Source organism: Natronomonas salinimetallica (assembly GCF_013839515.1).
In the GTDB taxonomy this organism is placed as follows: domain Archaea; phylum Halobacteriota; class Halobacteria; order Halobacteriales; family Haloarculaceae; genus Natronomonas.
Window position 1 is genome coordinate 1 of record NZ_JACDNQ010000016.1, and the last position, 11,754, is coordinate 11,754.

The 11,754-nt window shown below is 66.7% G+C and carries 9 protein-coding genes; 7 read left to right on the forward strand and 2 right to left on the reverse strand.

From position 1 onward, the window contains the following. The first annotated feature begins 258 nt into the window (after positions 1–258). The 5 genes from HZR14_RS11945 (at position 259) to HZR14_RS11965 (ending at position 6,811) form a co-directional block, all read left to right on the forward strand. The gene (locus HZR14_RS11945) at positions 259–726 is read left to right on the forward strand and encodes a pyridoxamine 5'-phosphate oxidase family protein (protein WP_181693100.1); all 468 of its coding nucleotides are present in this window, start codon (positions 259–261) and stop codon (positions 724–726) included. A gap of 203 nt (positions 727–929) precedes the next feature. Beyond that, positions 930–2,135: a DUF418 domain-containing protein gene (locus HZR14_RS11950; protein ID WP_181693101.1), complete on the forward strand. Its 1,206-nt coding sequence runs from the start codon at positions 930–932 to the stop codon at positions 2,133–2,135. 452 nt (positions 2,136–2,587) lie between these two features. Continuing rightward, the gene (locus HZR14_RS11955; RefSeq protein WP_181693102.1) at positions 2,588–3,694 is read left to right on the forward strand and encodes a sensor histidine kinase; all 1,107 of its coding nucleotides are present in this window, start codon (positions 2,588–2,590) and stop codon (positions 3,692–3,694) included. A 132-nt stretch (positions 3,695–3,826) separates the two neighbouring features. Beyond that, a complete protein-coding gene (locus HZR14_RS11960) occupies positions 3,827–4,717 on the forward strand; it encodes an NAD(P)H-binding protein (protein ID WP_181693103.1) in 891 nt (296 codons plus the stop codon). Positions 4,718–4,942: 225 nt separating this feature from the next. Next, the gene (locus HZR14_RS11965; protein ID WP_181693104.1) at positions 4,943–6,811 is read left to right on the forward strand and encodes an ATP-binding protein; all 1,869 of its coding nucleotides are present in this window, start codon (positions 4,943–4,945) and stop codon (positions 6,809–6,811) included. Positions 6,812–7,015: 204 nt separating this feature from the next. Here HZR14_RS11965 and HZR14_RS11970 read toward each other — a convergent pair whose 3' ends face one another. Continuing rightward, positions 7,016–7,978: a KaiC domain-containing protein gene (locus tag HZR14_RS11970; RefSeq protein WP_181693105.1), complete on the reverse strand. Its 963-nt coding sequence runs from the start codon at positions 7,976–7,978 to the stop codon at positions 7,016–7,018. A 225-nt stretch (positions 7,979–8,203) separates the two neighbouring features. Between HZR14_RS11970 and HZR14_RS11975 the strand changes: the two genes are divergently transcribed. Next, entirely contained in the window at positions 8,204–9,016 is an 813-nt protein-coding gene (locus HZR14_RS11975; RefSeq protein WP_181693106.1) for an NAD(+)/NADH kinase, read from the forward strand. Positions 9,017–9,090: 74 nt separating this feature from the next. Further along, complete coding sequence (mptA, locus tag HZR14_RS11980) at positions 9,091–10,032, forward strand: GTP cyclohydrolase MptA (RefSeq protein WP_181693107.1); 942 nt, start codon at positions 9,091–9,093, stop codon at positions 10,030–10,032. 73 nt (positions 10,033–10,105) lie between these two features. Here the strand turns inward: mptA and HZR14_RS11985 are convergent, their stop codons facing one another. After that, positions 10,106–11,722: a DUF255 domain-containing protein gene (locus HZR14_RS11985; protein WP_181693108.1), complete on the reverse strand. Its 1,617-nt coding sequence runs from the start codon at positions 11,720–11,722 to the stop codon at positions 10,106–10,108. Between the last annotated feature and the right edge of the window lie 32 nt (positions 11,723–11,754).

The window sequence follows — 11,754 nt, forward strand, 5'->3', positions numbered from 1 at the left end:
ACGAAGAGACTTGGATTTGCTAAATCTTGGATCGACAAATTCCTGGGTCCCTATTTGCAAAAATTATCTTGACCATTACGCTCTGCCAGTGGCCCCTCCCTCAACGAGCGAGGTCGCAAGACCGAGCGAAGTAGGGAGGGGTCGGTTACTCAGTACTCTGTCAATCGCTGTCCTCAACACACACACAACGCGCCATGCGTGTCGTTTCGTTCGTTCTGGGCCAGTATCTTTTTGCACGCCCCGTCCGGATTGCCGTCGATGAGTACCGACCGATTCGGGATCGAAATGACGAATGCGGAGATCGAGGCGTTTCTGGCGGAACGGGGGCACGGCGTCCTTTCGTTCGGTGGAGCGGCCCCGTACGGGATCCCGCTCTCGTTCGGCTACGACGACCCGCAGAACCGCTGTATCTTTCAGTTGTTCTCCGGGTCCGAGAGCAAAAAGCGCTCGTCACTCGCGGCGACCGATGCGGTGAGCCTCGTCGCCTACGAGTGGGCGGGCGTCGATGACTGGCGAAGCGTCGTCGTTGACGGACAGCTAGGTGTCACCGATCCCGGCATGCCGGAGGCACAGGCGGTGAGCGAAATCTTCGCCGAACACGGGTCTGTCGTCGGTACGGAGGTGTTCAACCGCCCGCTCGAGGAGCTAGAGTCCGAATGGTACGAACTGGACATCGAACGGATGAGTGGATACGAGTCCCCGATACCGGGGTACCGTTCCGGATGAGCGGATCGAGGGCGGGACCGGGACGGGCGAGCCAATACATCCTTTTTCATTGCCCCGCTACGTGAACCCGAACCGATGGGGACGAACCACGGGGGACCGACGGGGACGAACCACGGGGGACCGACGGGGACGAACCACGGGGGACCGACGGGGACGAGCCGCGGAGCCCCCACAACACGGGCGAACGAGGCGGGGCATCACGGATGACTCGGGAGAGCGCTCCGACCCCGCCGTCGGAACGAATCGTTAGCCTCGACGTTCTCCGGGGGTTCGCGCTCCTCGGCATCCTGATCATCAACATCCGACTGTTCTCGATGCCGGAGTTGGCGCTTCTCAATCCGCACGCGTACGGCGATTTGACGGGGGCGAACTACTGGGTCTGGCTCCTCGGTCACGTCCTCGCCGAGGGGAAGTTCATCACGCTTTTCACCTTTCTGTTCGGGGCCGGCGTCGTGTTGTTCACCGGCGGTTCCGAGCGAAACGGGCGGTCCGTCCGGCGGCTGTACTACCGGCGCTCGGCCCTGCTCGTCGCCTTCGGCCTCGGGCACGCCTACCTGCTCTGGTACGGCGACGTCCTCTTTGCGTACGGCGTGTGTGCGTTCGTGGTCGTCGCCTTCCGGGATCGGTCGGTCCGATCGCTCCTCGTGATCGGCACGCTGTTGTACGCCGTTCCCTCGGTCATCGAGGTACTCTCGGGGCTGACGGCGGGGGCGGCCGCCATCTCTGACTCCTGGCAGCCGGCCGAATCGGTCATCCGAGCGGAGATCGAGGCCTACCGTGGCGGCTGGCTGGCCCAAATGGAGCATCGGGTCCCGTCCTCCTTCCGTCGGCAGACTGCGGGGCTTTTGGGCTACACGGGCTGGCGCGTCAGCGGCGCGATGCTGTTCGGCATGGCGCTTTTCAAATCGGGCGTGTTGGGAAACGATCGATCCTCGGGGTTCTATACCCGGCTGATCGTCGGCGGCGCTGTCGTCGGGCTCGGGACGGTTCTGGCGGGCGTAGCGTACATCCGAGCCAACGACTGGAGTGCCGGGGCGGCGCTGTTTTGGCGGCAGTTCAACTACTGGGGCGCGCTCCCGCTCGCCGCGGCCTACAGCGGGGCGATCGTTCGCTACTGCCGGTGGCGGCCCGACGGCACCGAGACGAAGGCGCTGGCGGCGGTGGGCCGGACAGCGTTCAGCAACTACCTCCTGCAGACGGTCCTCGCCACGTCGGTGTTTTACGGCCACGGCCTCGGCCTGTTCGGATCGGTAAGCCGGACGGAGGCGCTCGCCGTCGTCGTGGGGATCTGGGCGCTCCAGATCCCGCTGTCGGTGGCGTGGCTGCGACGCTTCCGGTTCGGCCCCATGGAGTGGCTCTGGCGCGTGCTGACCTACGGACGACGCCAGCCGCTCCGCTCCGAGGGGTGATACGGACTGGTACAGAACGGGCCAGCGCGCGCCGGGCCGGATCGGCGCGCGCCGGTGGCCGACGACGACAGTCCGCACGAGCAAGACCGACGTCGCTTGATCCCGTTCGGACGCCTTCGGCCGATATCGGGAAGCGAAACGGTGCCCGAGTTTCACCAAACGACGGTGGAGTTCGATGTGGTATGTCGGGTATGGGAGTCCACGGACTCGACTGGACATCGATCCGACAACGGGGCGGCAGCCGGATATCGATCCGACAACGGGGCGGCAGCCGGATATCGATCCGACAACGGGGCGGCAGCCGGATATCGATCCGACAACGGGGCGCGGAGAGCGCGTCCAACGACGGATGCCAGTTATAACAGTCCGGATGCCGGTTATAACCGTCCAGATGTCGTCCCGTCACTGCTCGGCGCACCGGGCGGGTGCCCCCCGAAGAGCGGTATCCGGGGATGTCTGAGGCGACTCGCCGGCGACGTGTCGGGCTGTTGCTCGGCTCGTTCGGGGTCGCGTTTGCCGTCTTCGGGTTGGTACTGTGGTTCGTGTCGGTCCGTCCCCGGACGGCCGAACTCAACCGGGCCGTGTTGGGGATCGTCGCCCACGTGCTCTTCGGCTACGTGGTCGTGACGTCCGGACTCGTCTTCCTCGGAGAGGAGTCCGCCGCCACACGGGAGTTCCTCGCCACGAAGTGGTGTCTCGGCGGGGCGACGTTTCTGGGTGGGCTCGTCATCTGGGGTGCGCTCCCCGAGTTCCGTTCGGGAGCGATCACCCTCGGCACGCTCCAGGGGTTCGCCATCGTCGGTACCGTCGGCGCGGCCGCGGGCATTCTGATCGGGCTGAACCGCGGGCGGACCGGACGGAACGGACGGTTCGCCGACCGGACGGACGATCGCGAGGAGACGCTCGTCTTCCTCCTGCGATTGCTCGAACACGACGTCCGAAACCACGTGATCGCGATCTCGAACCACGCCGATTCGATCCGCCCTTCGACGTTCGACCCGTCACCGACCCCCTCCGAAGCGATCGACGACCGGGCCGCGAGCATCGAACGGCTGCTCGATACGGCGAGCGTCGTAATCGAGTCCGAAGCCGACGACGGGGGATTCGACGCGATCGACGTCGGCGCTGTGCTCCGCGAGCAACTCGCCGTCGTCCGGTCGGACTCGCCGGCGGTCGAGATCGAGGTCGACCTCGAAGATCACCTCTACGTCGAGTGCGATCGCTTCGTCGGCGAGCTGTTCGGGAACATCCTCGAGAACGCGGTCGTTCACAACGCGCCGGCGGAGCTCACGGTATCGGTCACCGCGACCGAACTCGGCGATGCGGTCGAAATCGAGATCGCCGACGACGGCGGCGGGATCCCGCCCGAAATCCGCGAGGAGCTCTTCGAGCCGGGCGTTCACGCTCACGGAAGCCCGGGTGACGGCATCGGGCTGTATCTCGTCGGGCGGCTCGTCGACGCGTACGGCGGCCACATTTCGGTCTCGGACCGATCCCCGAGCGGGACGCGGTTTCGGATCCGGTTTCCCCGCGCCCGGCCGGATACGGAAACGCGGTAGGAACGACGCGGCCGGATACGGAAACGCGGTAGGAACGACGCGGCCGGATACGGAAACGCGGTAGGAACGACGCGGCCGGACCCCGGTGATCGTACCCAACGATCTTATCCATGGGAGATGTAGACACGACAAATGCGGGCATTAGTTGTCGGAGCCACGGGGTTCGTCGGCGAGCGGCTGGTTCGATCGCTCGACGAACGGGGCCACGACGTCGTCGCGTTCTCGCGAAGCGCCGACGGCGAGTCGTTTCCGGACGGCGTCGAACCGTTTAGCGGCGACCTCGGCGCTCCCGAGTCCCTCGAGGGGCTGTGTGAGGACGTCGACGTCGCGTACTACCTGATTCACTCGCTCACCTCGGAGAACTTCGCGGAACTGGATCGCGAGTACGCGGCCCGGTTCCGGGAGCTCGCCTCGGCGGCTGGCGTCGATCGGGTCGTCTACCTGAGCGGGATAAGCGGCGACGAGACGGACCTCTCGCCGCATCTCGCCTCCCGTCGCGAAGTCGAGACCGTCCTCTCCGAGGGGACCTTCGATCTGACTGTCCTCCGGGCGGCGGTGATCATCGGTCCGGAGAGTGCGAGTTTCCGCATCGTCGACGATCTGACCGACCGGCTGCCGATACTGGTGGTCCCGCAGTGGGTTCGGACGCCGTGTCAGCCGATCGGTATCAGGGACGCGATCGCGTATCTCACCGGGCTGTTGGACGTCGGAGAAACCCGGGGCGAAACGTACGATATCGGCGGTCCATCGGTGTGTTCCTACGAGACGCTGCTTCGACTGACGGCCGAGGAGAAGGGGCGGCGGATACGCATCATCCCGGTCCCGGTGATGACGCCGAAGCTCTCCTCACACTGGCTGCGGTTCACGACGGACGTCCAGTACGCGATCGCGCGTCCGCTGGCCGAGAGCATGCGACATCCGGTAACCGTACGCGAGACCCACGATCTCCAGGACGTGCTCCCGATCGATCGGACGTCGATCAAGACGGCCATCGCGGAGTCGCTCTCCGAGTCCGCCAGATAACAGCGACCGGCGCGTCATCGCCCACACGGGTCAACGACGGTCGGTACCGGACGACACCAGCCCGGTCCGTTCCCCGAGCCGGTTCGGATCGGTCCGCAGTGGAATAAAGACGTCCACAGCACGGAGCGTTCCGTCGACCCTGCCGGTGGATCCGGAGGGCGACCGGGATGACCGCCCCCCGGCGGCACGCGTGGGTTTTTATCCGACCGCGACGAGAGTCATCGTATGTCCGATCTGGGCGATTTCACGAACTACGACCCCGACGACGGGGGCAGGGGGAACCAGGGGGCCGATGCCGACCCCGGTTCGGGGGCGACGGCGGGAGGCGGCGGCAGGGTGGATGAGGACAGCGGAGCGGACGAACACGACGGTGGGACCGAGGTCGACGACGACTTCGAGCCGATGTCGGTCTCGCCCGTCGGAAGCGACCGCGGCATCGGGACGCTGTCGGCCTCGGACGGGCTCGTCGTCAGCGAGACCGACGACGACACCCGCCTCCGGGCGTACGTCACCGTCGCGAACCGGTCGGCGGTCCGCATCGGAAGCTACGTCGTCGCCGCCTACCCGGACGGCGAACGCCTCTTTTGTCGTATCGTCGCCCTGGAGTACGCCCAGGAGTTCCGCTCGGACGACGCGACGGAGATCCACGCCAGACGGGCGATGCGCCGCGACGGGATCGACGAACAGGACTACAAGTTCATGGCGACGCTCGAACCGGTCGCCGTGCTGTATTCGGAGGGCGGCGAGCTCAAACGCCGCATGACCGACCGGGTGCCGAAACCCGAGACCGTCGTCCGGCAGGCAAAGGACAGCACGGAGATCAAGACGGGGCTAAAGATCCCCGAGACGGGCGTCTTTCTCGGCCACCTCGCCGTCGGCGGCGAGAAGGTCCGGACCGCTGCCACCCCGCCGACCATCGACTATCGGCTGAAAGACGACTACGAGGCGGGCGATCCCCTCGTGTTCAGACACACCCTCGTCGCCGGCGGGACGGGATCGGGCAAGACCCACGGCGCGAAGAACGTCCTCCGGCAGTATCTCGCCGACGGACGTCGGTACCCGACCGAGGACGGACGGACGGTCGCCCCGGCGCTCGTCCAGTTCGACCCACAGGACGAGTACGCCCAGCTACACGACGACAACCCCGAGATCGACGCCGATTACGAGCGCCGACTGGAGCGGGAGGGGATCGCCCACGGCGGGATCGAGGACACGAAAGCGTTCGTCCCGAACGTCGGCGAGGCGACCTACGCGGCGGCCCACCACGGCGCGGAGCAAGTCGAGTTCACGATCCCCTTCTCTATGGTCTTCGAGAACCCCTGGCTCGTCGCCGGGAGCGGCCTCAACGACAACCAATACGGTGCGCTGGTCGGCGTGTTGCTCCCGACGTTCAAACGCCAGTACGGCTCCGGAGCCACCTACGAGCAGTTCCGGACGTTTCTGGACGACCCCGCGCTCAGAGAGGAACTCGACGAATCCGGACGCGTCCACGAGGCGACCTTCGATGCGATCCGACGGCGGATCCGGGGGTTCGGGTCGGTGTTCGACGGGGACGCACGCCCGATCACCGACCTCGTCGACGCGTTCGTCCGCCCCGGCGGCGTGACGACGGTTCCGACGTACCACATCAACGATTCGCGGGCGACGACGACGGTCGTACTCGCGCTCGCCTCGCTTCTGGTCGACGAGAAGCTCTCGAACGACCCGACCTACGACCGGATCAAGGAGACGCCGCTCGTGTTGGGGATGGACGAGGCCCACACCTTCTTGACCGACGCCGACAGCGTCCAGGCCGACCGGGTGATCGGCAAGTTCGCGGAAGCGGCGAAACAGGGCCGCAAGGAACGGCTCGGCCTCTTTCTCATCACACAGGACCCACAGGACATCGCCGACCCGATCTTCAAACAGATCAACACCACCGTCGTGTTGAATCTCGGCGACGAGGACGCGATCAAGGCGGTCAACATCCCCTCGAATCTGGAGGGGAAAGTCCCCTACATGGAGAAGGGGCAGATGGTCGTCTACTCGCCGGACAACTCAGAGCCCGTCGAGTTGATCGGCCTCCCGCGATGTCTGACGAAGCACGGCCGGTGACGGGTGTCATACCGTCGGCGGGAGGCGTCGAGACTGTCGGCTTGAAACGGCACGGGGCCCCGCCGAGCGTAGCCGCCGTCCCGTCCGACGGTAGCCACGGTGGTCGCTGCGGTGTGGCACGGACGCGGTCGCGGAGTCGGGCGAGCCCGCGCTGAGGCGGGTGAAACAGGGGTACACAGACACACAGCTGCCCGGCCGCGTCGCTCAGAAGATGTCGGCTTGCCGGTACACGGAGATCCCCTCGTCCGTGATCTCGTAGGGCTTCGTCTCCCGGGAGTGGTTGGCGTTTCGGATCTTCTGAATCTCGACGGCCAGCCGCGTCTCGCCGAACTCCGAGCGGACGTACTGCAGGACGAACACGGCGTCCGTGAGGTACTCGATGATGCCGTGTTTCGACGTGTAGGGGTCTTGGTCGCTCGCCTCGCTCGTCAGCATGGTCGTGACGCCGGCCCGCTTGAGCGACTTCGTGAAGTCGAATATCTCGGTCCGTCGTTTGGCCTGGCTGTCGTACATCATCTCGAGCAGGGAGACGGAGTCGAGCACGAGGCGGTCGGCCCCGAACTCCGAGATGAGCCGCGGGAGATCTCCACGGATCGAGGTGAGGCTGTTAGCCATCTCGATCGGGTCGAGGTCGACGATTGCCAGCCGGTCCTCGTCGAGATACTCCCGGAAGCTCCAGTCTTTCTCCTCGGCCGCCCGTTCGACGGCCTGGGCGCTCTCCTCGAGGGTGATATAAACCCCTTTTTCCCCCTCGGCGAGCCCGTGGTCGAGAAACTGCAGTCCGAACGTCGTCTTCCCGGTCCCGGCCGACCCCATCGCGACCATGAGCGACCGCTCGGGGACCCCACCTTGGATCATCTGATCGAGGCCCTGAACCCCGAGTTCGATGCGCGGAATCTGCGAGTCGAGCTCCTCCTCGAACTCGTCGTCGCCACCCTCGGGTCCCGAACCGAAGGCGGCCTCGAAGTCGTCGGCGGTCGGCTCGTCGTCCTCGGATTCCGAACCGAAGGCGGCCTCGAAGTCGTCGGCGGTCGGCTCGTCGTCCTCGGATTCCGAACCGAAGGCGGCCTCGAAGTCGTCGGTGGTCGGCTCGTCGCCTTCGGAGTCGTCATCGGAGTCGTCATCGACGGGGGCGCGATCGCGCTCGAACCAGTCGTCGTCGCTCATCCCGCACCCCCGATGGACTCGTCCATGGCCAGCGTTCGGGGTCCGGGGACTTATACTGACGGCTCTGTGCCCGTGTGCGCTGTCGACGCCCCGCGGCCGGCTCTCCTCACGTCGGCATAGCCGTCAGTATTATGCCACCGATCCCGAGGCGGATCCCGGCTACGGCCCTCGATCGCTGCCGGGTAGTCGGGGGGCTTTTGTCGTCGGCTGTCGAACGTCGATCCGATGCACATCGGCGTTATCGCGAAGCGGGACACCCCTCGCGCCGTCGAGCTCGCCGACCGGATCAGCCGGCACATCGACGCGGACGTGACGCTCGACGCGTTGACCGCCGACGCGCTGGGAACGGAGGGACGCTCCGTCGGGGAGCTGTCGGCGTGTGATCTCGTCGTCTCGATCGGCGGCGACGGCACGTTTTTGTTCGCCGCTCGGGAGGTCTCGCCGACGCCGATCGTGGGCGTCAACCTCGGAGAGGTCGGATTTTTGAACGCCGTCTCGCCGACGGACTGCGTCGAGGCCGTCCGCTCGGCCGTCGGTCGGATCGAGGCCGGCGAGGCGACGTTCCAGGAACTGCCGCAGATCCGCGTCGAGGGCGACGGCTGGGAGCTTCCGGCCGCGGTCAACGAGATCGTCGTTCTCAGCCCCCAGCGCGGTCGGGACAACGGGATCGGCTTCGAGATCCGCGTCGACGGAGAGCGTTACTCCGCCGGAAACGGCGACGGCGTTTTGATCTCGACGCCAACGGGGTCGACGGCGTACAACCTCAGCGAGGGTGGACCGCTCGTACACCCGGACCTCCACGCGTTCGTCGTCACCGAGATGTGTCCGAGCGAGCCGATGCCGTCGCTCGCCGTCCCGACCGCGGCGGAGTTGACGGTGTCGATCGAGGATGCCGGATACGCGTTCGTCGTCGCCGACGGCCGAAGCCGCGAGCGCGTCGATCCGCCGACCTCCGTGGCCCTTCGGCTCGCCGAGACTCCCGTCCGGATCGCCGGACCGCCCCTGGAGTTCTTTACCGCGCTCGGGAAACTAGAGTGAGGTCTCCCGCCCGAGCGAGCCGCCCCCTGCCCCTTCCGAAAGCGATAATGGGTACAAGGCCTTTTAAATAGCCAATGAGTCAGCAGCTGCCGGACGTCCAGGCGTCCAGTCCCGAAGTCAGCGTCGGGCTCAACCGCGTCGGTGTCACCGGTGTCGAAAAGCTCGTCAAACTCCACCGGCCCGGAGATCGGCCCATCGTCCTGATGGCGGAGTTCGAGGTCTTCGTCGACCTTCCGGGCTGGCGGAAGGGCGCGGACATGAGCCGAAACATGGAGGTCGTCGACGAGATGCTCGAGGAAGCCGTCTCCGAGCCCGCCCTCCGTGTCGAGGACGTCTGCGGTGACGTCGCCGAACGCCTGATCGACAAACACGAGTACACGACGCAAGCCGAGGTCCGCATGGAAGCGGAGTACATGATCCGCGAGGCGACGCCGGCGACCGACCGGCCGACGCAGGCGACGGCCGACATCATCGCCTCCGCGACCGCCAGCGAGGACGGTACCACGCGCGAGGAGATCGGCTGTCACGTCGTGGGTATGACGGTCTGTCCCTGCTCGCAGGGGATGAGCGAGTCCCGGGCACGGGACGTCCTCGAGGATCTCGACGTCGACCGCGGGACGATCGACGAGTTCCTCTCCGAGGTGCCCCAGCCCGGACACTCCCAGCGCGGGCACGCGACGCTGACCGTCGAAACGGCCGGGCAGCCCCAGGTCGACCTCAACGAACTCATCGATGTCGCCCGGGACTCGATGAGTGCGCGGATCTACAACCTCGCGAAGCGGCCCGACGAGGACCACATGACCTTCGAAAGCCACAGCGACGCGAAATTCGTCGAGGACTGCGTTCGGGCGATGGCCGAAGGACTCGTCGAGGCGTACCCCGACCTGCCCGACGATACGGTCGTCCGCATGGAACAGTCGAACGACGAGTCGATCCACCAACACAACGCCCACGCCGAGCGCGTCGCCGAGTTCGGACGGCTCAAATCCGAACTCGACAGGGATACCGATTCCTGAGTGACATTCTACCGCGTTCGACGGGGGCGTGAGAACGGACCCCGACGGCCCGACGGCCGATCGAACGCCGGGGTTACGGTGTCGGCCCCTCGGCGGCGCGTTCGAGCAGTTCGTCGGGCGTCTCGGCCGGTACCGTCTCCTCACCGCCCCGAACGACGACGGCGTCCGTACGATCCTCGGGAACGACGACCTTTTCGTGGTCGGCGATACGGAGGGCCGCACGGTGGAGGTCCGTCCCCGCGGTCGGGGTTCGAACGACGAGGGGGTCGTAGTGGGCACGCGTACAAGCCGCGGCGTAGTCCGCCGCCTCCACGCCCATCCGGTCGTAGGCACCGGCGAAGGAGGCGAGCGCGGCCTCGGCGACCTCGTCGTAGCGTGTCTCGCCCGTGAGCGCCCCGAGGTCGAGGAGCGCATCGGCCATCTCCGCGTTCGTCCCGAGGGGATAGAGGGGCCGATCGAGTAGCCCCGGACCCACCGGATCGCCGTCGCGGAACGAGCCGTCGGCGGCGACGAGACGATCGATCGCGTCGTCGGCGACCGCCCGCGCCGGAGTGAGCCACCCGTCTGGACCGGTCACCTGCGCCGCGGCGGTCATCCCGGCGAGGAGCCGCGCGTGATCGGCGAGGAGGCCGGATTCGCTTCGCTCGTCGTCGAAGTGTTTGACCCGGCCCTCCGTGACGAGCGTATCGAGGACGGCTTCGAGTGCGCGCTCGGCACGTCGGGTCGCACCCTCGTGGTCGGTGAGGGCGGCGAACCGAAACAGCGCGTCGGCGGCGATCCCGTTCCTGTCGGCGAAGACCGTCCGATCGACCTGTGGGGGGTCGGCGTCCTCGCGTTCGGTCGGTTCGAGCGTATAATATTCGCTCGCCGCCTGGCTGGCGGCGAACGCGTCGCCGGTCCAGGCGGTCGTCGTCAGATATTCGACCGCCTGTTCGGCGGTTTGTCGGTACGACTCCTCGCCCGTGTAGAGATAGCCGGCGGTGAACGCCCGGACCAGCGCCGCGTTCTCGTCGACCAGCTTTTCGCGGTGGGGCTCTCCCCAGCGTCGCGTCTCGGCGAAGCGGTAGAACCCGCCGTCGTAGGTGTCGAACAGATGCGCCCGAACGGCCTCGAGCGTCCGGGTGCCGCGGTTGCGATCCCGCTTGAGCGCGAACTCGATCGTACGGGGAAGCGGGAACTTCGCGTCAGTGCCCCACCCGCCGTACTCCTCGTCGAACGCCGCCGCGATCTGTTCGACCATGTGGGCCTCGACGTCGGCGGTCACCTCGCCGGCGGGGCGGTCGGTACTCGAGACCGACCGGGGGACGCGGCCGGCGGAGCGGCCTTTCGCGTCCCAGGAGGCCCGGACGCTGTCGAGGACCTGCCGAAGGCCGTCGGAGCCCAGATACGTCGCCCCCGAGAGCACCTCCCCGTCGGGGGTGAGAAAGACGGTCGTCGGGAACCCACCCATGTTGTACCGCTCCCGAATACGGGGGCGTCTGTCGACGTCGACCCGGACCGGGACGAAGCGCTCGCCGATGTTGGCGGCGAGTTTCGGATCGCTGTAGGACTCCTCGTCCATCCGGTGACACCACTCACACCACGGCGCGGTCAACGAACACAGTACGGGCTTGCCGGTACGTTCGGCGGTCTCGAAGGCCTCGGACCCCCACTCGTGCCAGTCGACGAGCGTCCCGTCACGGAAAGTCATACGTCGGATTTCGGGGGCAACGACGAAAGGGC

Coding starts and splice junctions, on each gene's coding strand:
- HZR14_RS11955 (WP_181693102.1), top strand. CDS start 2,588: ATGTCTGAGGCGACTCGCCGGCGACGTGTCGGGCTGTTGCTCGGCTCG.
- HZR14_RS11950 (WP_181693101.1), top strand. CDS start 930: ATGACTCGGGAGAGCGCTCCGACCCCGCCGTCGGAACGAATCGTTAGC.
- HZR14_RS11985 (WP_181693108.1), bottom strand. CDS start 11,722: ATGACTTTCCGTGACGGGACGCTCGTCGACTGGCACGAGTGGGGGTCC.
- mptA (WP_181693107.1), top strand. CDS start 9,091: ATGAGTCAGCAGCTGCCGGACGTCCAGGCGTCCAGTCCCGAAGTCAGC.
- HZR14_RS11960 (WP_181693103.1), top strand. CDS start 3,827: ATGCGGGCATTAGTTGTCGGAGCCACGGGGTTCGTCGGCGAGCGGCTG.
- HZR14_RS11965 (WP_181693104.1), top strand. CDS start 4,943: ATGTCCGATCTGGGCGATTTCACGAACTACGACCCCGACGACGGGGGC.
- HZR14_RS11975 (WP_181693106.1), top strand. CDS start 8,204: ATGCACATCGGCGTTATCGCGAAGCGGGACACCCCTCGCGCCGTCGAG.
- HZR14_RS11970 (WP_181693105.1), bottom strand. CDS start 7,978: ATGAGCGACGACGACTGGTTCGAGCGCGATCGCGCCCCCGTCGATGAC.
- HZR14_RS11945 (WP_181693100.1), top strand. CDS start 259: ATGAGTACCGACCGATTCGGGATCGAAATGACGAATGCGGAGATCGAG.